The following is a 20398-nucleotide window of genomic DNA, read 5'->3' on the forward strand; positions in this document are numbered from 1 at the left end:
ATGGACACCCCATGACCTTCCATTCCGCCATCAGCTACGCCCGGCCCGAGGCACCGACCCGGTCCCTGCGTTCGGTCGAATACGATCTGCTCGCGCAGACCACGCAGCGGCTGCGCACCGCCTGGACCCATCGCGACGCGGACTATCCCGCGCTGGTCGGAGCGGTGACCGACAACGTCACCCTTTGGTCCACGCTGGCCTCCGACGTGGCCTTGCCCGGCAACGGATTGCCCGCAGCCTTGCGCGCCCGGCTATTCTATCTTTACGAGTTTACCGCCAAGCACAGCCGCGCAGTCCTGGACGACAAGGCCAGCGTCGAGGTTCTGGCCGACATCAACATGGCCGTCATGCGCGGCCTGCGCGGTGATGGTGGTGCCAAATGAGCGGCCTTGTCCTGAAGCTTGGGCCGCATGAACGGGTGCTGATCAATGGCGCGGTGATCGAGAACGGCGAAAAACGTTCGCGCCTTGCGATCATGACGCCCCACGCCAACATCCTGCGGCTGCGCGATGCCATCCATCCAGAAGAGGTGAACACTCCCGTCCGCCGCGTTTGCTACATCGCCCAGCTGGTGCTGACCGGCGACGCCGAACCGGAGGATGCCAAGATGCAGCTTCTGCGCGGGATCGAGCAACTCAGCCAGGTGCTGACCGACTATGACAGCCGCACGCAGCTGACCCTCGCCAGCCGCGCGGTGATGGAGGCGCAGCCCTATCAGGCGCTCAAGGCCTTGCGATCTCTGCTTCCCCGGGAGGAGCGGCTGTTCGCCGCCGCGCGGGCATGAGCTTTCAGCCGGTCCTGCCGCTTTCCGGCTTTACCGGCTGGGGGTTCCTCAAGCGCACGATGGAACGTCAGCAGGCGGTGCAGCAGGCGCTTCCGGTCCAGAAACGCGACGAGGCCTATTTTCGCGACAGGATCGCCAAGGCGGACACCGCCGAAAAGCTGGTGAACGACAAACGGCTTCTGCGCATCGCCCTCACGGCCTTCGGGCTGGAGGGCGATGTGAACAGCAAGGCCTTCATCCAGAAGGTGCTCGAGGGCGGCACCTTGAAAGAAGGCAGCCTTGCCAACAAGCTGGCGGACAAGCAGTACCAGAAATTTGCCGCGGCCTTTGGCTACGGCGATTTTTCGGTTCCCCGGACGAAGATCTCGACCTTCCCGGACGAGATCCTGGCACAGTTCCGCGCCCGGACCTTCGAGACGGCCGTGGGTCAGCAGAACAACACCTACCGCCTGGCGATGAATGCCGAACGCGAGCTTCCGGCGCTCGCTTCGCGGACGATCAGTGAAGGCGCCAAATGGTTTACCGTTCTTGGCAACGCGCCGCTGCGCGAGGTGATGCAGACGGCCCTCGGCCTGCCGAGAAGCTTTGCCTCCATCGACCTCGACCAGCAGGTCGCGGTCCTGAAGAAGCGGACCGAAGCCACGTTCGGCTCGCCCGACATCGGCCAGTTCAAGGACCCCGCAAAGCTGGAAGCCCTGACGCGGCGGTTTATCCTTCAGTCCGAGATGCAGGGGCAACTGGCGGCCAATTCACCGGCGGCAACGGCGCTGATGCTGTTGCGGCACTAGGCAGCGGCGGCGCACGGGTCTGGCAAGGCGTTAAACTTTCGGAGGGTCGCCACCGTGGCGGGTGCCCGTCCTCCGTCAGCCCTTTAGGTTGACTCGCAACCTTTCGAAACTTCCGGCGATCCCGTTGGCCGGTGCCGACTCTGCCAGAAACCCGTCCAGTTGCGGCCAGACCTTGATCGCGCGGTCGATCACCGGGTCCGACCCGGTCGCATAAAGACCGGCCTGGATCATCATCTCGGCCCGGTCATAGGCCCCCAGAAGCCGCCGTGTCTCGCCGATCATCTGGTTTTCTTCCTCCGTGGCGGCCTCGGGCAAGGACCGGCTGACCGAGCGAAGCAGATCGATGGCCGGAAACCGCCCCCGCTCGGCGATCCGGCGGTCCATCACCACATGTCCGTCCAGGACCCCGCGCAGGATGTCGGCCACGGGCTCCTCCATGTCCGACCCTGCGACCAGGACCGAGAAGACCGCCGTGATGTCCCCTGCCCCCTCCGGCCCCGGACCGGCCCGCTCCGCTAGCCCCATGATCGTCTGGGTCAGCGAGGGCGGGAACCCGCGCAGCGAGGCGTCCTCACCCCCGGCCAGTGCGACCTCACGGTGCGCCTCGGCAAAGCGGGTGACGCTGTCGACCAACAGCAGCACATGCTTGCCTTGGTCGCGGAAATGCTCTGCCACCGCCATCGCCGTCATCGCGCACATCCGCCGCATCAGCGGGGACTGGTCCGAGGTCGCCGTGACCACCACGCTGCGCGCCATTCCAGAAGGGCCGAGCACGCGCTCGGTAAACTCACGCAATTCGCGGCCCCGTTCGCCGACCAGTGCGATCACGACGAGGTCCGCCTCCACTCCGCGCGCGAACTTGGCCAAGAGCGAGGACTTGCCGACGCCCGAGCCGGCGAAAAGACCGATCCGCTGCCCGCGGACAAGGGGGAGCAGCGTGTCGAACACCGCCACGCCGGTTTCAAGCCGCGCACCCAGCCGCCGCCGGGATGCCGCCGGGGGGGCCGGTGCCCGCAACGCGCGCGCCTGCGCACCGCGCAGCAACGGGCGTCCATCCAGCGGCTGGCCGGTCGCATCGATGATCCGACCGATCCAGCTGTCGTCCGGAGCGATTTCGGCCTTTCCCAGAAGCTCGACCCGGTCGCCGATCGCCATGCCGTCGCCGGAGGCATCCGGGAGAACCGAACAGCGACCCGGAGTGAGCCGCAACACCTCGCCCCCTGCCACGCCGTCGCGGCTGTGGATCAGCACCCGGTCGCCGAGTGCTGCGGTTTCCAGCCCCGTCACTTCGGCCAGGCCGCGCCGCGTCTCCGCCACGCGCCCCAACCGCCGCACGGACGCGCTGCCGGCGATTTCCGCCAGGAGGCCATCGAAAAGTCCAGCCACGGGATTCTCCCTTTGTTCGCTCTCAACCGTTTCTAAAGGAATCACCCTTAAGCCTTGGTGAAGCAGGTCGAGGGAGAAGCCCCGAATGTTCGAAAAACTGGAACTCACCCGAATGGCGCAGGCCCTGGCCGCGCAGTCCGGGTCACGCATGGCGGTGATCGCCGAGAACGTCGCGAATGCGGATACTCCTGGCTACAAAGCCAAGGACATGCCCGCGTTTGCCGACGTCTACGAAGCGGCCGGACTGGACATGCGCGCCACCCGGTCAGGCCACCTCACGGCGGCTTCGCCAGCATCCATGCCGGTCCCCGACATCAAGCGCGGGCATGAATCGCCCAACGGCAACTCGGTCTCGCTGGAGGCCGAGATGGTGAAGTCGGTCGAGGCACGCCAGGGCCACGAGATGGCGCTGGCGATCTACCGGGCGACCTCGGATGTGGTCCGGGCCAGCCTTGGCCGGCCGCGGTAAGGGATAGGACATGGGCAACGATCTGATCTCGTCACTGTCCTTTGCCGCCTCGGGCATGGAGACGCAGGCGATGCGGCTGCGCCATGTGTCGGAGAACATCGCGAATGCCGACACGCCTGGCTACCACCGCAAGGTGATGACCTTCGAACAGGCGATGGACAGCGGACTTGTCCAAGCCGGTCCGGTGAAACTGGACCAGACCGATCTGGCGAAGATCTACGATCCCGGGCATCCGCTCGCGGACGAAACCGGTCACTACGACGGCTCGAATGTCGATCTGGTGATCGAAATCGCTGACGCGCGTGAAGCGCAGCGCAGCTACGAGGCGAACCTCAGGATGTTCGACCAGACGCGTCAGATGACGCAAAGCCTGTTCGATCTTCTGCGCCGTTAGGGAGCTCCAGAATGGACGTGAAAACCTCTTTCGTTTCTCAGGCCTACGCGAATGCCCGGACGGCCGCCGCACCTCAGCCAAAGGCGGGTGCGGCGGAACAGGGCTTCGCTCGCCTGGCCGACAACTTTCTTGGCGCCCTGCAAGAGCACGAGCAGACGGCGCGCGCGGCGATGACCGGCGGCGCCGATCCACATGCGCTGGTCCAAGCGCTCGCCTCCTCGCAGATGGCGGTCGAGACCGTGGCAACCGTCCGCGACCGAGTGGTCGAGGCCTACCAGGAAATCCTGAGGATGCCGGTATGACCGAGGCCATGATCTATGACCTGACCCGCCAGGCCCTGTGGGTCTGCGTGGTGATCTCGGCGCCCCTGCTGACGATTGCCCTCGTGGTCGGGGTGGTCATTGGCCTGTTCCAGGCACTGACCTCGGTGCAGGAGATGACGCTTACCTTCGTGCCCAAAGCTGCGGTGATGCTGGGCGTCTTCTGGCTGTCGATGAGCTTCATGACCTCGACGCTGGTCACCTTCTTCACCGAAACGATCATCCCGCAGATCGCAGGGAGCTAAGCCATGGACGCCGCCGGATATGCGACGCTGAACCGCCAGTCGGGCCTGATGCGCGAAATGGGCGTGGTGGCGAACAACATCGCCAACGCCTCCACGACGGGCTTTCGGCGCGAGGGGGTGGTGTTCTCCGAGTATGTCGCCGCCCTGGACCAGGACCCGTCGCTGTCGATGGCCCATGCCAGCGGTCGCCATGTGGACCTGTCGCAGTCCACCCTCGCGCAAACCGGCGGACAGTTCGACTTTGCGATCCAGGGCGAGGGGTTCTTTCTGATCGAAACGCCTCAGGGCGAGCGGTTGACCCGTGCCGGCAGCTTCACGCCCTCGGCCGAGGGTGAGTTGGTGACGCCGGACGGCTACCGGCTGCTCGACGCCGGAGGCGCACCGATCTTCGTGCCTCCCGATGCGAAGGGCGTGGCCCTGGCGGAGGACGGCACGCTGTCGACTGCAGGACAGCCCATCGCGCAGGTGGGGCTCTGGCGGCCCGCCGACCCGCTGTCGCTGCGCCACCAGGCGGGCACGATGTTCGCCGCGGGCGAGCTGGAGCCTGCCGAGGGCACAACGGTCCTGCAAGGGATGCTGGAGGACAGCAACGTCGAGCCGGTCTCGGAGATCGCGCGGATGATCGAGGTCCAGCGCGCCTACGAGATGGGACAGAAATTCCTGGATGCCGAGGACGAACGCGTCCGCGGCGTGATCCAGGCACTTGGTCGATAGGAGGCCATGATGAAGGCTTTGCAGATCGCTGCAACGGGGATGTCCGCGCAGCAGATGAAGGTTGACGTGGTGTCGAACAACCTCGCGAACATGTCGACCACGGGGTACAACCCACGCCGCGCGGACTTTGCGGACCTGACCTATCAGCAGATGGCCAGACCCGGCAGCGTGTCGGCGGCGGATGGGTCCATGCTGCCGACCGGTGTGCAGATCGGCCTCGGCGTGCGGCCCGCTTCCGTCTCCATCGTGGTCGGGCAGGGCACTCTGGACGCTACGGGCGGCGACCTTGACGTTGCCATCGACGGCAATGGCTACATCGAAGTGCAGATGCCGTCAGGTCAGGTTGGCTACACCCGCGATGGGGCGCTGAAGCGGTCGGCCGAAGGGCTGATCGTGACCTCGGACGGCTATCCGGTGGTGCCGGGCATCACGATTCCGGATGACGCGCGTGGCCTGACGATCTCGCCGTCGGGCGAAGTCTGGGCCGATTTCGCGGACCGCGTGGACCCCGAGCTGATCGGGCAGCTGACCCTGTCATCGTTTCCGAACGAGAAGGGGCTGGAAGCAATCGGATCAAACCTGTTCCTGGAAAGCCCGGCCTCGGGTGCGGCCTCCTCGGGTGCGCCGGGGCAGGAGGGGCTGGGGACTTTGCGGCACGGCTATCTTGAAAGCAGTTCGGTCGACGCGGTGCGCGAGGTGACCGAACTGATCAAGGCGCAGCGCGGCTACGAGCTGAACGCCAAGGTGATCACAGCGGCCGACCAGATGCTGGCCGCCACGACGCAGGTGCGCTGATGCTGAAGGTCATGCTGCTTGTCGCGCTGGCGACCCCGGTCTCTGCCGAAAGTCTGGTCGCCACGCGGACGATCCGCGCCAAGTCGGTTGTCGCGCCCGAGGACCTTGTCCTGGTCAGCGCAGCCCTTCCCGGGGCGCTGAGCGACCCCGGCCAGGCTGTGGGGCTTGAGGCACGCGTTGCGATCTATGCCGGAAAGCCGATCCGCGCGGGGGACCTTGGTCCACCGACGCTGGTCGAACGCAACCAGCTGGTGACGCTGGTCTTCCTGTCCGGAGGGCTGGCGATTTCCACCGAAGGGCGAGCGCTGGCGCGAGGGGCGGAGGGTGAGGAAATCCGGGTGATGAACCTCGGCTCACGCAACACGGTCATGGGGCGGATTGGCCCGGACGGAGCAGTCTATGTCGGATGGAATGGATAAGATGATGATGCGGTCCTGCATGATTTTTACGCTGGCTCTGGCCGGTTGCGGCAAGCTGGAACAGGTCGGGCGGGCACCCGACTTTTCGGGTCTGGAAGGCTCGGGGCAGCACTATGCGATGTATTCCGCCACGATGCCGGACGACGCGCCGCCGGCAACGGCGACGGACGGCTCATCGCTGTGGACCGGGGAGACCCAGTCACTCTTTGGCGACCGGCGTGCGGCGAAACGCGGGGACATCCTGACCGTCGTCATCGAGATCGACGACAGTGCCTCGATTTCGAACTCCACCGGTCGCAGCCGCAGTGGCGAGCAAAGCGGCGGCATTCCCGATCTGCTTGGCATTCCGCAGCGGCTCAACGAAAGCCTGCCCGAGGGCGCCAGCATGGGAGACGCATTCGACATGGATTCGTCGTCCAGCTTCAAGGGCCAGGGCTCGGTTTCCCGGAACGAAGAGCTGACCTTGCGGGTCGCGGTGACCGTGGTCGAGGAACTGCCGAACGGCGTCCTGAAGATCGAAGGCCAGCAGGAGGTACGGGTGAACTTCGAGATGCGCGAGCTGATCGTGACCGGTTACGTCCGTCCCACCGACATCTCGCGGCAAAACGAGATCACCTATGACAAGATCGCCGGAGCGCGGATCGCCTATGGCGGGCGCGGCCAGATTACGGACGTGCAGCAGCCGACCTACGGCCAGCAGGTCGCCGATATCGTGATGCCGTTCTGATCATGCTGGGCAAACTGCTTCCCATCCTCCTTGCGCTGATCGGTCTGGGCGGAGGCGTCGGTGCCGGTCTTTTCCTGCGCCCCGCCCCAACTCCCGAGGACCATGCCGTGGCGTCGGGGTCCGAACCTGACGCCGCGGGCGATCACGCCGAAGCTGAGAGCGAGGGTGAAGAGGCGGCAGAGAACGCGCCGGACTATGTGAAGCTGAACAACCAGTTCGTCGTTCCGGTTGTCGAGAAGGGCCGGGTGGCCGCTCTGGTGGTCCTGTCGCTGTCGCTGGAGGTCGCCCCGGGGAACACGGAGGCGGTCTATCTGCGCGAACCAAAGCTGCGGGACGTCTTCCTGCAGGTGATGTTCGACCACTCCAACACTGGCGGGTTTTCGGGCTCGTTCACCGACGGGTCCAATCTTGTTGTCCTGCGGACCAGTCTGAAAGAGGCCGCCGCACAGGTGCTTGGTCCGGTGATCAGCGACGTCCTGATTACCGATATCGCGCGTCAGGACAGCTGACAGTCACCGCTTTTCCTTCAGCCGCGTGGCCAGACCCTGCAGGGCCTGCACGCGGCCGAAGGCTGTCTGCGCCTCGCCACGGGCCTCCATCCAGGCAACGGTCTGGCGGGCGATCACCAGGTTAAGCTCGGCTCGGCGCTGGTCGGCCCAGCGGCTGTAGGTCAGCGACACCTTTTCAGCTGCCAAGGGCTCCAGATCCGTCGGCGTGGTCTTTTGATCAAGCGCCGCGATCTGCATCCGGCTGCGATCCAGCTCGGCCGCGGTACTGCGCAGTTGGCTCAGGCGATGGTCGAGCACCAATTGAGCCAAGTCTGCCATGCGGGCTATCTCGGAAGCCTTGGTCATTTCCGACGCGCCCGTTTGCGCATGGCTTCTGCGAACCGGATCGCGGCGGCGACAGCCCGATACTGCTCGGCGCGGATTTCCTGTCCAATCTCGACCGTTGCATGGATTGCCCGGGCAGTCGGCGGATCGCTGTGGATCGGCACGCCATGTTCCGCGGCACGCTCGCGAATCGTGCGGGCGATTTCATCGACACCTTTGGCGACGCAGATCGGGGCGCCTCCCTTGGAGCGATCCCATTTCAAGGCCACGGCGTAGTGGGTCGGGTTCACAACCACCACGTTTGCCGTCGCGACGTCAGTGAGCATCCGGTTCGTCGCGACCTCTTGCGCACGCTGGCGCCGGGCCGATTTCTGGTGAGGATCGCCCTCGCTTTCCTTGTACTCATCCATCATCTCCTTTCGTGACATGCGCAGGCGCTGGCGGTGCTGATGGATCTGCCAGAGAAAATCCACCCCGCCGATGACCAGCTGGACCAGGAAGACGATGAACAGAAAGTGCAAGGTCAGTCGCGCCATCAGCGCGCCGGACATCGCCGGGGTAAGGTAGAGGCTGGCCAGGATCTCCTCGAGCCGTGCGGCCAGGAAGTAGTAGAGGATGATCGAGACGAGGCAGAGCTTTATTGCGCTTTTGGCAAAGTCCACCAATCCCTCGATGCCGAACTTTTGGCCGGCCGTCGCGATGGGCGAGATCCGCGACAGCTTGGGTGCCAGCTTGGTGGGGGCGACGACAAAGCCGCGCGTTGCCACCAGAAGCGCCAGAACCAGCAGGGGTGCCAGCACCAGAAGGGCCAGTGGCGGTCCGGCGGCTGCCAAAAGGATGCCCGCAACCGGGCCGCTTCCCCCGGCCGTCAGAAGCGTGGACAGCCGGTCCGCCTGGTCCAGAAGTACCATTCCGGCCGTGCCCGCGCGTTCGATTGCCCAAGCACCGAAACTGAAGACCGCAAGCAGGAAGCCACCTGTCGCAACGGCGGTCTGCAGATCAACCGACTTCGGAATGTCCCCGTCCGTGCGGGCCCGGTCAATCTTCTGCTGTGATGCCTCGTGTTCCTTGTCGCCGTCGTCTTCCTGACCGCTCATGGGGACACCGCGAAGGGTTGCTCCAGATGGGTCATGAAGGCGTCAAGCCAGACGGCCAGGAGCACGGGCGTGGCAACCGCGAGCAAAGCGAGACCGCCCAAGGTCAGCGCTGGCGCGCCGACCATCGATACCATCAGCGTCGGCATGGCCCGGTTGATGGCCCCGAGCGCAAGGTTGTAGATCAGAGAAGCGATGACGAAGGGTGCCGCCAGGGAAAAGGCCAGGCTGAAGGTGCGGCTGATCAACAACAGACCCCAATCGGCTGCTCCGGCGGCCGAATGGTGCACGCCCGCGGGCAGGATGTCATAAGACAAAAGCACAAGCTCGGCGGCCCTGACATGAAGTCCGGCCGCCATTGCCAGCGCAATCCCGGCGATGATCAGCAGGTTCCCGATGGCCGGTTGCGGTTCGGGTGCGACACCCGAGAAAAGCTGCGACAGAGTCGTCGCCTGTGCGATCATCGCGGCTGCGGTCTGAAGCGAGGCGATGAAGAGCCGCATCCCGATCCCCAGGATCAACCCCGCGACGGCCTCGCCGCCCAGGGCCAGGAAGGAGGGCGGGACCCCGGACGCGCTGATGCGTTCGGCCAACAGCGGTGTGACGACAAGCGTGAAGGCGACGACCACGGCAAGCTTGATACGCTGCGGAACCGCAGGATCGCCAAAGCCCGGCATCAGCGCGACCACGGCACCGATCCGGACAAAGGCCAGAGCCGCCGCCCAGGCAATACTTTCCGCCAGCCCGAGAAGTCCGGACAGATCAGCGACCAGCTGATTCACGCCGGCACCTGCCCGATCAGGGCCGGGCGGGCTTCGGTTCCGATCTCTTCATAGGAGAGGACCGGCATGTGGAGGCCTTTGGCGTTGACAACCGTTCGCAGAAAGCGCCGACGCCCGACCGAAGTGACAAGAGCGGGGTAAACGCCGTTCTCGGCGGCGCGGTTCACCCGTTCGGTCAGGCCGTTGGCAAGCCGGGCGAAGACCTCCGGCGGAAGGGCCACGTCCCGCTGCCCCCGCTCGCCATCGATCTGGTAAGTCGAGAAGGCCCGTTCCCACTCGGGCGCCAGCTGGATCAGGGGGACCGAACCATCGGAGCGTTTAAGCTCGGCGAGGATCTGGAAGCCCAGGCGCTGGCGCACATGCTCGCAGATCGCTTCGGGTGTGCCATATTGGCGCGCTTCTGCCACCGCTTCCAGAATGAGGGGAAGGTTCCGGATCGAAACGCGTTCGTCCAGAAGAAGGCGCAAGACGGCGTGAAGAAGATCGATCGGAACCTTGTCCGGGATCAGTTCATCGAGGAGACGCCGGTTCGCCTCGGCCCGGGAAGGATCGGAGAGCTTGACGAATTCGTCCAGCAGTCGCCGCAGGCCGCGCAGGGTAAGGAGCCGCGCCAGGTTGGACTTCAGGACCTCAAGCAGATGGGTCGCCAGCACTTCGGTGGGCGACACCACAGTCAGCCCGGACAACGCGGCGTCCTCCTGCTGGTCCGGGCGGATCCATCGCGCCGGAGCGCCGTAGACCGGTTCCCGAGCATCCAGGCCGTCGGGCGCCGGTGTCCCGTCGGTGAGAAGGACCAGAACCCGGTCGGGGTAAAGCCGATCCGCGACCCGTTCGACGCCCTGAAGCCGGATGCGGTACTGCCCCGGCGGCAGAGCCCCTTCGTCGGTCAGCCGGATCTCGGGCAGGATGAAGCCGTAGGCCGTCGCGACATGGTTGCGCATGTTGGCGATGCGGCTGTCCAGCCCGGTGGCCGGATCAAGCACCATCGCCACCAGGTTCGGAGCGAACTCGATGTGGATGTCGTCGAAGTCCAGGACATCGCCAATCGAGCGCGGCACCGGTGCCTCAAGGGTCGGAAGAGGAGGGGGCACGGGCTGAGACGCACGGCGGGACTGGACGAAGGCCATCGCGCCAAGCCCCAGCGCGGAAAGCATGAAGGGCAGGAACGGCATCCCGGGAACCAGCGCGAACAGCGCCATCAGCGCAGCCACCGTTCCAAGTGCACCAGGATAGCGGCCGAGCTGCGCAAAGAACGAGACGTCCGCGGCGCCCTTCTCGCTACCCTTGGCAAGAAGAAGTGCGGCGGCGACCGAGATGATAACCGCGGGGATCTGGCCGACAAGACCGTCCCCGACGGTCAGGATCGTATAGGTCTCGAAGGCCGTGGCAGTATCGAGGCCATGGACGAAAATGCCGACGATGAGACCCACCACGATGTTCAGCATGGTGATCAGAAGGCCGGCAATCGCATCCCCCTTCACGAACTTCGAAGCACCATCGAGCGACCCGAAGAAGTTGGTCTCGGCCAATTCCTGTTCGCGCCGCCGCTTTGCTTCGTCGTGGTCGATCGCGCCGGCAGAAAGGTCCGCATCGATCGCCATCTGGCGTCCGGGCATCCCGTCCAGGGCAAAACGTGCGCCGACCTCAGCCATGCGGCCTGCGCCCTTGGTGATGACGATGAAGTTCACGATCAGGAGCACGATGAAGATCACCAGGCCCAGGATCAGGTTGCCGTCCATGATGAAGTTGGCAAATCCCTCGATCACGTGACCGGCGGCGTCTGTGCCGGTGTGGCCCTGCCCGATGATCAGCTTGGTCGACGAGACGTTCAGGGAAAGCCGCAGCAGGAGCGATGCCAGCAGGATTGTGGGGAAGGCCGAAAAATCCAGCGGGCGGTCGATGAAAAGCGTGACCGTAAGCATCAGGATCGCCAGTGCGAAGGAGATGGCAAGTCCGAGGTCCAGCAACCACGGCGGCACCGGCAGGATCATCATGACGATGACAGCCATCAGGCCGATGGCCAGCAGGATCGTGGGGCGGAAGACCGCTGCGGAAAATCCCTTGATCATGTGCCTGGTGCCCCGATCAGGCGGATTCCCCCGGAACTTGCCGGGACAAGGGAGCCTCGCGATCCGCCAGACCCGGCAACCAGCAGGGGAAACCGGTTCTCGCGTGCGTGCAAATCGGGCTCCGCGCCGTGGGTTACAGGGGACGTGGCGTCCAGATCGGCATATGCCCTTTCGAACTTGGCCCGGTACGCCGAGGCGTATTCCGGCGTGGCCGAATGATAGGCCGCCGCAGCAAGCGCCCAATCTCCGGTCTGCGCATAGTGCTGCGCCAGGTATTCTGCCGCGTAGGTGGCGTTCTGGGCGGGATCCAGCATGTCGGCGACCGAGGCAAAGCCTTCGGCGTGCCAGCGATAGTTCAGCTGAAAGCAGCCAAGGTCGACGTTGGTGGCCCCTTGGCCAAGTGCCTCGGTCACGTCCTCCGCGGCTTCGGCCGCGCTGTCATACCAGCGGCCATCGCCGCCGAAGTTCACCGTCCAAGGCCACGGACGGCCTTGCCGCCCGGTTTCGACCGTGGCGATGGCTTGAAGCACGGCAAAGGGTACTCCAGTCCGCTCTGCGGCATTGGTGGCAGCCTGCAGGCAAAGCTCCGACGGGTCTTCGCGCGCCTCGGCGACAGCAGCGGACAAAAGGGACGCCAATGCTGCCAAGAGCGGGAAGTCGGGTATCGAACGTCTGCGGTGCATGTCTCGCTCCACCCTCCGCGTTCTGCGAAGGCTCGGGAGCCAGACTATTCGGCGAATCTTTCTGCGAAGTTACCGCCGTCAGTTTTCGCCAGGCGACGGTACGCCTTCGAGCAGCGCTTTGATCGCATCGCGGGCGGCAAGACTGGCTTTTACCGTGCGATTGCCACGATCAAGCAGGCCGGATGCTTCGGAAGCTGGCCGGGCCTGCGCCAGATCAGCTGCTGCCCGCCATGGATCTGCGGCTTGCGGTGAAAGGTTTGCCCAGTTGCCCGCCCATAGCTCCACTCGGGAGGCGGCTTCGCTCTCGCCAGCATCGGCGAGCGCAGCCCTTGCGCCCGGCAGATCGCCAAGTTGCAGCAGTGCCTGCGCGCGAACCTCTTCGGCCTCGGTCCCTGGCACGCCCTCAAGCAAGGTCAGCGCAGCCCTGGCATCGCCCCGCTTGAACTGCATCCTTGCGGCTGGGAGCCGCAGCTCTGGCGGGGCGGAGGCATCGACGGGTCCAAGCCAGACAAGGGCTGCGTCCGCGAACCCCAAGGCGAGCAGTCGGTCAGCCGTGGCGCGGGCCACCTCGTCGGCAACCTCCGGCCAAGAGGCTTCTGCAGGAAGCACGGCATGGCGCAGGAAGTCGTCGTCGGAGGAGCGGGCTTGCACGACTTGCCACAGATCCGAGAGGTCCAAGGACGTTGGCCCCGCTTCGAACGCGGCGTTCGTTCGGTTGGACAGTGCGAGTGCCAGCACGATGGCACGATCGATCTCCAACAGTTCGTCGCCGCCAGCTTCCCCGCGCAGTGCCAGAAGAGCATCCGCGATGCCCGGATCAATCGGTTGCAGCTTCCGGAAATGTGCTTCGACCAGAGTAACAAGGCTTCCCGCCCTGTTGCCGTCCAGTGCCACGGCAGCTTCGGCATGGCTCCGCGCCGCCTCCGTGTCGCCTTCGTGGAGGCTGGTCTTTGCATCCAGGAGGGCAACGCTGCTTTCATCAACCTCTGGCGACCGTTCCATCGCGTCGCGGATCATCCGGACGGCTTCGCTGTCGTCACGGGCAAGGAATTTTTCGGCAAGTTCGGCGCCCAGGTGGCGCCGCAAATGGGCTGGAAGCGCCATGAAGGCCTGCAGGATCGCATCGCGGTTCACGCCGGGTCCGGCGGGAAGCCGGTCATGTGCCAGCGCGGCCCAGAGAGCGGCCGGTCCAGCGCACTCCAGCATCGCGGCGAAGGGTGTTGTCGGATCGGTTTCGCCATCCACGAGACGGGACATCGATAGATAAAGCGCCACGGCTTCGTCCGCAGACCCCATGCTCAGCATGTCCAGCGTCTGGCGCGCCTCGACACCGAATCCTAAGTAGAGCAATTGGCGCGCCGAGCGCAGGATCGTGGCATCATCCGGCAGGTCGAATTCTCCAAACAGGCCCGATCGCGCCTCGACCAGCAGGTCGTGCGGCATCCGGCCTTCACCCCAAGCCGCAAGATCGACAATCTCGATCGCTGCGCAGGAGTCGGGCGGTATGTCCTCGGCAATCAGGGCGCCGGGATTTGTCACCGTGACGCCGGGCTGCTCACCAATCCTGATGTTCGACCAAGGCAACACCGCGCGGTCAGACGCTGGCATCTCGGTGGGCTTTCCGGGCAACTCCATGTCGACCAAGCCGTCCGCCGCGCCCTTGGCAATCTGTTCCAGAAGCTCGTCACGCAGGGGTTCAAGCGATACGGTCCCGGTGTCCAACCGAAGGGGCAGGGCCGCGACCACAGGACGGTCGGGCGGGATCGCGGCAATCCAGCTGTACTCCGGCGCCGGCTTCGTCCCGTTTGCAGGCGCGGGCTGAGAGGAGAAGTCAGCCTCGAAAGCCGAGCTTTCGGGCGCCGGACCCTCCTTGATGTCTAGCACCACGATTCCGGTATCGTATTCAAAAGGGAATATGTGACAATCGCATCCGAGGTCGAGCGACAGGACACCGCTGGCAGGATCTACCGCAAGGTCCGCCAGTCTGGCGCGCGGGATGCGCTGCCATACGGCCGTCAGGTCATAGTCCGGCTGTGTCTCGCCCCTTGCGGAAAAGGCATAGCCCGTAGCCGTGCGGCCCAGGGTCCATTCCGGCGCGCCGGGCAGCTCCATCACCAGACGGGTGAATGCGCCATGCTCGCCGGAAAGCACCCGAGCCGTTTCCGCCCGGGCCGGTGCAACCAAAAGCAAAAGCAGCAGCAGCGCGTATATCATGCCGCTTCCTGTTTGAGGTTGCGCATGGCTTCTTCGAGTTCGGTGAAGCCCGGGCGGACGTGGTGCGGCGTATTCTGGCGGCCGACCTCGATGCAGATATTGGCCGGGTGGCGGTGGAGATTGGCGACCAGCACCTCGCGGATCAACTGGTAGAAGTGGATGTCCTCTTCCACCACGGCCTTCACCCGAGCTGCAAACGGCCCCATCAGGCCATAGGCCAGGAACACGCCCAGGAAGGTACCGACGAGCGCGCCGCCGATCATCTTTCCCAGGACCTCTGGCGGCTGATCGATCGAGCCCATCGTCTTGATCACGCCCAGAACCGCCGCGACGATGCCCAGCGCGGGCAGCCCATCGGCCATGGTCTGCAGAGCGTGGCTGGAGTGCATCGCGTGGTGCAGGGTCGCCTCCATGCGCTTGTCCATCACCTCTTCCACCTGATGCGGGTCATCGTAGTTCATCGAGGCCGCGCGCATCGTGTCGCAGATGAACTCCATCGCCTCGTGGTCGTGCTGGATTCGAGGATACTTGCCGAAGATCGCCGAGGTGTCGGGCGATTCGACATGCTCTTCCAGCGCGACAGGGTTGGCGCGGGCCAGACGGATCAGTTCGAACAAGAGGCACAGCAGATCGCGGTAGTCGTCCGGCTTCCACTTCGGTCCCTTGAAAACCTTGCCGATGTCCTTCAGCGTCTGTTTCACTCCGGACATGTCGTTCGAAATCAGGAAGGCGCCAACGGCTGCCCCGCCGATCATGATCATCTCGAAGGGCAAAGCCTTGAGGATGATCCCCATCTTGCCGCCCGCAAGGACATAGCCGCCGAAGACCATGATAAGAATGACGGCGATGCCGACGATGCCGAGCATGATGTTGTCCTGTGTGGCCTTCGGTTGCGGTCAGTATCGTGGAGGTGGGTTAAGACTCTCTCACCGGCTTCACTCGGTCGGCACACCGGCGTTGCGGCCTGCAACGATCACGCTGACGCCGTATGCCGCCTCGGCAGACATGCCAGAGAGGATCGCCGCCGCCGACTCGGGAGGCATCCGGCCCAGAAAGCCCGCTGCGAACTCGGGAGACATCGTCTCGAACAGGACCGCAGCATCCTTTGGCTTCATCGCCTGGTAGACGGCGGTAAGCTGCTGGATATCCTCTTCGGCGGCACCATCTGCCAATGCCAAGGTGGCCTTCAGCTCGTCCTCGACCGCCTGCATCTCTGCCATGCGCGCAGAGATTGCCGCCTCGGCCAGCGCCAGTGCCGCAAGACGGTCCTGCAACGCCACTTCCTGCGCCGCGACCCGGTCTTCGCGCAGGCTCAGCGCCTCGGAGAGCGCACTTGGCATCTCGCAGCTTGCCGGGACCGTCTCCGCGGTCACCGCTTTTTCACCGGACTCAGCCAAGGCAGCACCGATACCCGACCCCAATCTCAACGCACCGGACGAAGCAAAGAGCATCGCCACGATCAGGAGCGCGCCCTGGCCTGCACGCCGCCGCCGGCTCATTCTGCGGCCTCCAGTTCATCGCGGGGCGCGCGGCGGCGCACAAAGCGCGGCCGGCGCTGTTCTTCCAGCGGATCGTCGGGCTCTGCCCGTCCAGCAGGTGCCTTTGGATCGGGCAGGTCGTGCAGCGATGCGACCAGCAGTTCCAGCTTGCGCGCGACCGTCTCTCCGCGCGCCGTCAGCGCTTCCAGGCTCTCCGCCGAGCCGTTTGCGGCCCCCCGTGCCCGGTCCAGGGCCACGGTCATGTCATCGACCTGGGCCGAGAGGACGGCGATTGCCCCGCCCATCCCGGATTCAAGGGTCGTGAATTTCTTCAACCGGTTGGACAGAACGTAACAGTAGATCGCGGCTCCGAACGAGCCTGCCATCAGAAGGATATCGGCAATCAGGTTCATGTGTCCGTCCTAGTTCAACACGAATTCGGTGATCAGAAGGTCGCGCACCCGGCCTTCGCCGGTCACGACCTGAATGCGGCGCAACATCTGCGCGCGAAGCCGCGCCAGGGCCTGCGGGTCCTCGATCGACGCAGTGTCGATTGCGCGCAGGTAGCTGTTCACCACGTCCAGAATGCGTGGCGTCAGCGTCGTGACGTCCTTCACTGCGGACTCCACGACCTCGAGCTGGGCAGTGAACCGCAGATGCTCACTGCCCGAGTCCGGGGCAAGCGAGACGACAATGGTTTCCAGGGGAACGAAGGCGATGCCGGCCAGAGGGCCCGGAAGCATTTCCTCCTCGGTGTGATCCTCTCCGCCGCCCAGGATCAGTCCGGAAAATGTGGCGTAGAATCCACCCCCGCCCAGCAGCAGGGCCAGCATCAGACCGATCAGCAAGGGCTTCTTCGATCGCTTCTTCGCGGGCTCTTCGATCGCGGCTTCGGCCGTGGCCATGTTCATGCTCCGTTTCTCGGGACAAGGCGACCATAAGCCAAAGGTCACTAACCGATTGTTAAGCCCGACCGGCGAAAGCTTGGCGTACGGCAGAACCGCCGGAGCCGGAGAATCGCCTTGCAGAACGTGATCGACATCTGGACCAAACTCGACCTGCGCCGCCGCATCATCATCGTGGGGGCCACGGTGGCCATGTTCGCGGCGGTCCTGGCCCTTAGCCGCATGGCGGGTCAGCCGGAAATGGGCCTGCTTTACGCAGGGTTGGAGCCTGGTGCTGCGGGCGAAGTGGTCGCCGCTCTGGACCAGCGCGGGGTGGCGTACGAAATCCAGGGCGACTCGATCCTCGTAGATGTCAGTCAGCGGGATGCCCTGCGCATGGCATTGGCGTCCGAGGGACTGCCGGCCGCCGGTGGTGGTGGCTACGAGCTGCTTGATTCGCTTTCCGGCTTCGGCACCACGTCGCAAATGTTCGACGCGGCATACTGGCGTGCGAAGGAAGGCGAGATCGCGCGGACGCTGCTTGCCATGCCCGAGATCAGGGCCGCCCGCGTTCATATCGCCAGCGCCCCGACCCGGGCGTTTCAGCCGGAATCGCAGGCTACGGCCTCGGTGACGCTGACCACGGTCTCGGGCAGCCTCAGCGAGGGTCAGGCGCGCGCGATCCGGCACCTCGTGGCCAGCGCGGTCGCCGGGATGACGCCCGATTCGGTGCAGATCATCGACACGGTGGCAGGCCTGATCGGCGGGCAGGAGAGCGAAGGGTTTGAAACCGGGGATGCTGCCGACCGTGCCGCGGCGATAAAGGGGAATGTGGAGCGCCTGCTGGCCGCCCGCGTGGGTGCTGGCAAGGCGGTTGTGGAAGTCTCCATCGATCTTGTCTCCGAACGCGAGGCGATCACCGAGCGCAAGTTCGATCCGCAGGGTCGGGTGGCGATCTCCTCTGAAACCGAAGAGCGCAGCGGGTCCAGCACCGAACCCGGGGGTGAAGTCACAGTCGCATCGAACCTGCCCGAAGGCGACGCCGGGGCGGGCAGCCAGGGGCAGAGCCAGAATTCCGAAACGCGCGAGCGTGTGAACTACGAAGTGTCCGAGACGCAGCGCGAGATCTTGCGAAGCCCCGGCGGGGTGCGTCGGATGACGGTGGCCGTCATGGTCGACGGAGTGGCGGCGGTTGCCGACGACGGCACCCGGACCTGGGAGCCGCGTCCGGAGGAAGAGCTTGCAACGCTGCGCGAACTGGTGGCCTCGGCCGTGGGGCTGGATGAGGCTCGCGGGGACGTGCTGACCCTGAAGACGCTGGAATTCCAGGAACTTCCGTTTCCGGCGGGTACCGAGGCGACCACGAGCCTCTTGCCGCCGCTGGGCCAGATCGACGTCATGTCGATGATCCAGACGGCCGTTCTTGCTCTGGTGGCGCTGGTTCTGGGCCTGTTCGTCATCCGGCCGGTCCTGACCTCGGCCAGCCGGGCGGCCCTGCCCGCGCCAGACGGCCAACTGGCGCTCCCGCCAGCCATACTTTCGGGGCCGGTCGCGCTGAACGGAGTGGTGGACGACGGCTTCGACTACGGGTCCTTTGCCAGCGCCCGCCGTGAGGGCGGGGAAGGCGAGGAACCGGAGGAGGACCCCGCAACCCGCCTGCGTCGCCTCATCGAGCAGCGCCAGACCGAGTCGATCGAAATCCTGCGCGGCTGGATGGAACACGAAGAGGAGCCTGCATGATGCCGGCTCTGCGCCTTGAGGTTTTCGATACCGCTTCCGCCGCCGATGGGTCCTTTCGCCCGCTTGTCGAGGCCACTGCAGTCGAGGAGGCCAAGGTCGCCTCTTTCGAGCAGGGCTATTCGGCCGGGTGGGATGACGCGGTGGCCGCGCAGCAAGGGGACCAGGGGCGGATCCGTGCCGACCTTGCCCGCAATCTGCAAAGCCTTTCCTTCACGTTCCAGGACGCCCGCAGCCATGTGCTTCAGGCGATCAAACCGCTGATCCTGGAGATGATCAACCGGCTGCTCCCCGAAGTTGCGCGCGAGGCTTTGGGGCCGACCGTCCTGGAAGCGGTGATGCCGATGGCCGCGGATTTGGCCGACACGCCTCTGACCCTGGTCCTGAACCCTGCCGTGCGCGGTCAGATCGAGGAGCTAATCGTTCAGGCCACCGGCTTGCCGATGGTGATCGAAGAGGAGCCGACCATGCCCGACGGCCAGGTCTACATCCGCTTCGGAACCTCGGAGGCCAAGGTCGATCTCGGCCAGGTCACCACCGATATCTCGATCGCCGTTCGGGCGTTCTTCAACCTCAACACCTGAGGATCATCATGGAAGATCTAGCCGATACCAATCCCTTCTCGCAGGTTCCGATCGAGGTCATGATTTCGGTCGGGCGGGCGCGACCGCTGGTGCGCGACCTGCTGAAACTGTCCAAGGACGCAGTCCTGCAACTGGACCGCAGGATCGATGATCCGGTCGAGCTTTACGTCGGCGACCGTCTGATCGCACGCGGAGAGCTGACCGAGCTGGAGGGCGAAAACGCCGGGCAGCTTGCGGTGCGGCTGACCGAGGTCGCCAACCTTCGGGGCGGATTGTGAGGCTTGCTGCGGGCGTTGCGCTTGGCCTCGTCTTGCTGGCGGGCCCCGCCGTCGCCCAGCAGATGACGCTGGACTTCGGTGGCGATGGACAGTCCCTTTCGCTGCGGTCCGTGCAGTTGCTTCTGCTGATCACCGTCCTGTCGATCGTGCCGGGATTGGCGGTCATGGTCACCTGCTTTCCGTTCATCGTCACCGTGCTGTCGATCCTGCGGCAGGCGCTTGGCTTGCAGCAGGCCCCGCCGAACATGGTGATCATCAGCCTTTCGCTGTTCCTGACCTGGTACGTGATGGATCCCGTGTTCGCCGAAGCCTGGGTCAGCGGAATCGAGCCCCTGACGAACGGGACAATCGAGGTGGGACCGGGTCTGCAAGCCGCCATCGCTCCGTTCCGGACCTTCATGGCGCTGCGCGTCGATCCGGAAACGCTGCAGACCTTGCAGGACCTGCGGTCCACCACGCCGATCACCGCGACGGACGCTCCGCTATCGCTTCTCGTGCCGTCGTTCCTGCTTTCCGAGATTCAGCGGGCCTTCGAGATCGGCTTCATGATCTTCCTGCCCTTCCTGATCATCGATCTTGTCGTCGCTGCGATCCTGATGTCGATGGGGATGATGATGGTCCCGCCGGCCATCGTCTCGCTGCCGTTCAAGCTGGTCTTCTTCGTCGTTGCGGATGGCTGGGCGCTGATCTCGGGAGCTTTGGTCCGGAGCTATTTCTGACG

Annotated in this window: 27 protein-coding genes; 16 read left to right on the plus strand and 11 right to left on the minus strand. The window is 65.0% G+C overall.

Annotated features, from left to right (window positions below; translation table 11 throughout):
* Positions 1-11: 11 nt before the first annotated feature.
* From flaF to Q0C42_RS15980, 3 genes are read left to right on the plus strand one after another with little or no spacing between them, the layout of a single operon-like run.
* Positions 12-383: a flagellar biosynthesis regulator FlaF gene (gene flaF / locus Q0C42_RS15970; protein WP_295078054.1), complete on the plus strand. Its 372-nt coding sequence runs from the start codon at positions 12-14 to the stop codon at positions 381-383.
* Positions 380-784, plus strand: coding sequence for a flagellar biosynthesis repressor FlbT (gene flbT / locus Q0C42_RS15975; protein ID WP_295078057.1), 405 nt, complete (start codon positions 380-382; stop codon positions 782-784). The genes flaF and flbT overlap by 4 nt, the downstream gene beginning before the upstream one ends.
* Complete coding sequence (locus Q0C42_RS15980) at positions 781-1572, plus strand: DUF1217 domain-containing protein (protein WP_295078060.1); 792 nt, start codon at positions 781-783, stop codon at positions 1570-1572. The genes flbT and Q0C42_RS15980 overlap by 4 nt, the downstream gene beginning before the upstream one ends.
* 75 nt (positions 1573-1647) lie before the next feature.
* Here Q0C42_RS15980 and Q0C42_RS15985 read toward each other — a convergent pair whose 3' ends face one another.
* On the minus strand, positions 1648-2958 hold the full coding sequence (locus tag Q0C42_RS15985; protein WP_295078063.1) for a FliI/YscN family ATPase: 1311 nt from the start codon (positions 2956-2958) through the stop codon (positions 1648-1650).
* 85 nt (positions 2959-3043) lie between these two features.
* Here Q0C42_RS15985 and Q0C42_RS15990 point away from each other — a divergent pair, with 85 nt between their 5' ends.
* Genes Q0C42_RS15990 through Q0C42_RS16030 form a run of 9 tightly spaced genes read left to right on the plus strand, consistent with a single transcriptional unit; the run spans position 3044 to position 7550 of the window.
* Positions 3044-3427: a FlgB family protein gene (locus Q0C42_RS15990; protein ID WP_295078065.1), complete on the plus strand. Its 384-nt coding sequence runs from the start codon at positions 3044-3046 to the stop codon at positions 3425-3427.
* Positions 3428-3437: 10 nt separating this feature from the next.
* On the plus strand, positions 3438-3821 hold the full coding sequence (gene flgC, locus Q0C42_RS15995; RefSeq protein ID WP_295078069.1) for a flagellar basal body rod protein FlgC: 384 nt from the start codon (positions 3438-3440) through the stop codon (positions 3819-3821).
* A gap of 11 nt (positions 3822-3832) precedes the next feature.
* Positions 3833-4123, plus strand: a complete 291-nt coding sequence (gene fliE / locus Q0C42_RS16000) for a flagellar hook-basal body complex protein FliE (RefSeq protein ID WP_295078072.1) — start codon at positions 3833-3835, stop codon at positions 4121-4123.
* The gene (locus tag Q0C42_RS16005) at positions 4120-4386 is read left to right on the plus strand and encodes a flagellar biosynthetic protein FliQ (protein ID WP_295078075.1); all 267 of its coding nucleotides are present in this window, start codon (positions 4120-4122) and stop codon (positions 4384-4386) included. The genes fliE and Q0C42_RS16005 overlap by 4 nt, the downstream gene beginning before the upstream one ends.
* Positions 4387-4389: 3 nt before the next feature.
* Positions 4390-5100 carry a flagellar hook-basal body complex protein gene (locus Q0C42_RS16010; RefSeq protein ID WP_295078078.1) on the plus strand — a complete coding sequence of 237 codons (711 nt, stop codon included), beginning with the start codon at positions 4390-4392 and terminating at the stop codon, positions 5098-5100.
* A gap of 9 nt (positions 5101-5109) precedes the next feature.
* Positions 5110-5895 carry a flagellar basal-body rod protein FlgG gene (gene flgG, locus Q0C42_RS16015; protein WP_295078081.1) on the plus strand — a complete coding sequence of 262 codons (786 nt, stop codon included), beginning with the start codon at positions 5110-5112 and terminating at the stop codon, positions 5893-5895.
* Entirely contained in the window at positions 5895-6314 is a 420-nt protein-coding gene (flgA, locus tag Q0C42_RS16020; RefSeq protein ID WP_295078083.1) for a flagellar basal body P-ring formation chaperone FlgA, read from the plus strand. Before flgG ends, flgA begins: the two co-directional genes overlap by 1 nt.
* A 7-nt stretch (positions 6315-6321) precedes the next feature.
* The gene (flgH, locus tag Q0C42_RS16025) at positions 6322-7041 is read left to right on the plus strand and encodes a flagellar basal body L-ring protein FlgH (RefSeq protein ID WP_295078517.1); all 720 of its coding nucleotides are present in this window, start codon (positions 6322-6324) and stop codon (positions 7039-7041) included.
* A gap of 2 nt (positions 7042-7043) precedes the next feature.
* The gene (locus Q0C42_RS16030; RefSeq protein WP_295078085.1) at positions 7044-7550 is read left to right on the plus strand and encodes a flagellar basal body-associated FliL family protein; all 507 of its coding nucleotides are present in this window, start codon (positions 7044-7046) and stop codon (positions 7548-7550) included.
* Positions 7551-7553: 3 nt separating this feature from the next.
* On the opposite strand, the gene Q0C42_RS16035 is transcribed toward Q0C42_RS16030, so the two are convergent.
* The 10 genes from Q0C42_RS16035 to fliL form a co-directional block, all read right to left on the minus strand.
* Entirely contained in the window at positions 7554-7895 is a 342-nt protein-coding gene (locus Q0C42_RS16035) for a hypothetical protein (RefSeq protein WP_295078087.1), read from the minus strand.
* On the minus strand, positions 7892-8971 hold the full coding sequence (locus Q0C42_RS16040) for a flagellar biosynthesis protein FlhB (RefSeq protein ID WP_295078089.1): 1080 nt from the start codon (positions 8969-8971) through the stop codon (positions 7892-7894). The genes Q0C42_RS16035 and Q0C42_RS16040 overlap by 4 nt, the downstream gene beginning before the upstream one ends.
* On the minus strand, positions 8968-9750 hold the full coding sequence (locus tag Q0C42_RS16045) for a flagellar biosynthetic protein FliR (RefSeq protein WP_367115745.1): 783 nt from the start codon (positions 9748-9750) through the stop codon (positions 8968-8970). Before Q0C42_RS16045 ends, Q0C42_RS16040 begins: the two co-directional genes overlap by 4 nt.
* A complete protein-coding gene (flhA, locus tag Q0C42_RS16050; protein WP_295078092.1) occupies positions 9747-11819 on the minus strand; it encodes a flagellar biosynthesis protein FlhA in 2073 nt (690 codons plus the stop codon). Before flhA ends, Q0C42_RS16045 begins: the two co-directional genes overlap by 4 nt.
* A complete protein-coding gene (locus tag Q0C42_RS16055) occupies positions 11816-12502 on the minus strand; it encodes a transglycosylase SLT domain-containing protein (protein WP_295078095.1) in 687 nt (228 codons plus the stop codon). The genes flhA and Q0C42_RS16055 overlap by 4 nt, the downstream gene beginning before the upstream one ends.
* 78 nt (positions 12503-12580) lie before the next feature.
* Positions 12581-14716, minus strand: coding sequence for a hypothetical protein (locus Q0C42_RS16060; protein ID WP_295078098.1), 2136 nt, complete (start codon positions 14714-14716; stop codon positions 12581-12583).
* Positions 14713-15582, minus strand: a complete 870-nt coding sequence (gene motA, locus Q0C42_RS16065; protein ID WP_295078101.1) for a flagellar motor stator protein MotA — start codon at positions 15580-15582, stop codon at positions 14713-14715. The genes Q0C42_RS16060 and motA overlap by 4 nt, the downstream gene beginning before the upstream one ends.
* Positions 15583-15651: 69 nt before the next feature.
* Complete coding sequence (locus Q0C42_RS16070; RefSeq protein ID WP_295078104.1) at positions 15652-16215, minus strand: hypothetical protein; 564 nt, start codon at positions 16213-16215, stop codon at positions 15652-15654.
* A complete protein-coding gene (locus Q0C42_RS16075; protein ID WP_295078107.1) occupies positions 16212-16607 on the minus strand; it encodes a hypothetical protein in 396 nt (131 codons plus the stop codon). The genes Q0C42_RS16070 and Q0C42_RS16075 overlap by 4 nt, the downstream gene beginning before the upstream one ends.
* Before the next feature lie 9 nt (positions 16608-16616).
* A complete protein-coding gene (fliL, locus tag Q0C42_RS16080; RefSeq protein WP_295078521.1) occupies positions 16617-17099 on the minus strand; it encodes a flagellar basal body-associated protein FliL in 483 nt (160 codons plus the stop codon).
* A 117-nt stretch (positions 17100-17216) separates the two neighbouring features.
* Here fliL and fliF point away from each other — a divergent pair, with 117 nt between their 5' ends.
* The 4 genes from fliF to fliP all read left to right on the plus strand — a co-directional run bounded on the left by fliF (position 17217) and on the right by fliP (position 20396).
* Positions 17217-18818, plus strand: coding sequence for a flagellar basal-body MS-ring/collar protein FliF (gene fliF, locus Q0C42_RS16085; protein WP_295078109.1), 1602 nt, complete (start codon positions 17217-17219; stop codon positions 18816-18818).
* Complete coding sequence (locus Q0C42_RS16090) at positions 18818-19399, plus strand: flagellar biosynthesis protein (protein WP_295078111.1); 582 nt, start codon at positions 18818-18820, stop codon at positions 19397-19399. The genes fliF and Q0C42_RS16090 overlap by 1 nt, the downstream gene beginning before the upstream one ends.
* A gap of 8 nt (positions 19400-19407) precedes the next feature.
* The gene (locus Q0C42_RS16095; RefSeq protein WP_295078114.1) at positions 19408-19677 is read left to right on the plus strand and encodes a FliM/FliN family flagellar motor switch protein; all 270 of its coding nucleotides are present in this window, start codon (positions 19408-19410) and stop codon (positions 19675-19677) included.
* A gap of 62 nt (positions 19678-19739) precedes the next feature.
* Entirely contained in the window at positions 19740-20396 is a 657-nt protein-coding gene (gene fliP, locus Q0C42_RS16100; RefSeq protein ID WP_295078523.1) for a flagellar type III secretion system pore protein FliP, read from the plus strand.
* The last annotated feature ends 2 nt before the right edge of the window (positions 20397-20398 follow it).

Origin of the sequence: Tabrizicola sp. (assembly GCF_022842145.1) — a bacterium.
GTDB lineage: Bacteria > Pseudomonadota > Alphaproteobacteria > Rhodobacterales > Rhodobacteraceae > Tabrizicola.

Excerpts from the sequence above, each read along its gene's own strand:
- flaF (WP_295078054.1), top strand. The coding sequence starts at position 12 with ATGACCTTCCATTCCGCCATCAGCTACGCCCGGCCCGAGGCACCGACC.
- flbT (WP_295078057.1), top strand. The coding sequence starts at position 380 with ATGAGCGGCCTTGTCCTGAAGCTTGGGCCGCATGAACGGGTGCTGATC.
- Q0C42_RS15980 (WP_295078060.1), top strand. The coding sequence starts at position 781 with ATGAGCTTTCAGCCGGTCCTGCCGCTTTCCGGCTTTACCGGCTGGGGG.
- Q0C42_RS15990 (WP_295078065.1), top strand. The coding sequence starts at position 3,044 with ATGTTCGAAAAACTGGAACTCACCCGAATGGCGCAGGCCCTGGCCGCG.
- flgC (WP_295078069.1), top strand. The coding sequence starts at position 3,438 with ATGGGCAACGATCTGATCTCGTCACTGTCCTTTGCCGCCTCGGGCATG.
- fliE (WP_295078072.1), top strand. The coding sequence starts at position 3,833 with ATGGACGTGAAAACCTCTTTCGTTTCTCAGGCCTACGCGAATGCCCGG.
- Q0C42_RS16005 (WP_295078075.1), top strand. The coding sequence starts at position 4,120 with ATGACCGAGGCCATGATCTATGACCTGACCCGCCAGGCCCTGTGGGTC.
- Q0C42_RS16010 (WP_295078078.1), top strand. The coding sequence starts at position 4,390 with ATGGACGCCGCCGGATATGCGACGCTGAACCGCCAGTCGGGCCTGATG.
- flgG (WP_295078081.1), top strand. The coding sequence starts at position 5,110 with ATGAAGGCTTTGCAGATCGCTGCAACGGGGATGTCCGCGCAGCAGATG.
- flgA (WP_295078083.1), top strand. The coding sequence starts at position 5,895 with ATGCTGAAGGTCATGCTGCTTGTCGCGCTGGCGACCCCGGTCTCTGCC.
- flgH (WP_295078517.1), top strand. The coding sequence starts at position 6,322 with ATGCGGTCCTGCATGATTTTTACGCTGGCTCTGGCCGGTTGCGGCAAG.
- Q0C42_RS16030 (WP_295078085.1), top strand. The coding sequence starts at position 7,044 with ATGCTGGGCAAACTGCTTCCCATCCTCCTTGCGCTGATCGGTCTGGGC.
- Q0C42_RS16035 (WP_295078087.1), bottom strand. The coding sequence starts at position 7,895 with ATGACCAAGGCTTCCGAGATAGCCCGCATGGCAGACTTGGCTCAATTG.
- Q0C42_RS16040 (WP_295078089.1), bottom strand. The coding sequence starts at position 8,971 with ATGAGCGGTCAGGAAGACGACGGCGACAAGGAACACGAGGCATCACAG.
- flhA (WP_295078092.1), bottom strand. The coding sequence starts at position 11,819 with ATGATCAAGGGATTTTCCGCAGCGGTCTTCCGCCCCACGATCCTGCTG.
- Q0C42_RS16055 (WP_295078095.1), bottom strand. The coding sequence starts at position 12,502 with ATGCACCGCAGACGTTCGATACCCGACTTCCCGCTCTTGGCAGCATTG.
- Q0C42_RS16060 (WP_295078098.1), bottom strand. The coding sequence starts at position 14,716 with ATGATATACGCGCTGCTGCTGCTTTTGCTTTTGGTTGCACCGGCCCGG.
- motA (WP_295078101.1), bottom strand. The coding sequence starts at position 15,582 with ATGCTCGGCATCGTCGGCATCGCCGTCATTCTTATCATGGTCTTCGGC.
- Q0C42_RS16070 (WP_295078104.1), bottom strand. The coding sequence starts at position 16,215 with ATGAGCCGGCGGCGGCGTGCAGGCCAGGGCGCGCTCCTGATCGTGGCG.
- Q0C42_RS16075 (WP_295078107.1), bottom strand. The coding sequence starts at position 16,607 with ATGAACCTGATTGCCGATATCCTTCTGATGGCAGGCTCGTTCGGAGCC.
- fliL (WP_295078521.1), bottom strand. The coding sequence starts at position 17,099 with ATGGCCACGGCCGAAGCCGCGATCGAAGAGCCCGCGAAGAAGCGATCG.
- Q0C42_RS16090 (WP_295078111.1), top strand. The coding sequence starts at position 18,818 with ATGCCGGCTCTGCGCCTTGAGGTTTTCGATACCGCTTCCGCCGCCGAT.
- Q0C42_RS16095 (WP_295078114.1), top strand. The coding sequence starts at position 19,408 with ATGGAAGATCTAGCCGATACCAATCCCTTCTCGCAGGTTCCGATCGAG.
- fliP (WP_295078523.1), top strand. The coding sequence starts at position 19,740 with ATGACGCTGGACTTCGGTGGCGATGGACAGTCCCTTTCGCTGCGGTCC.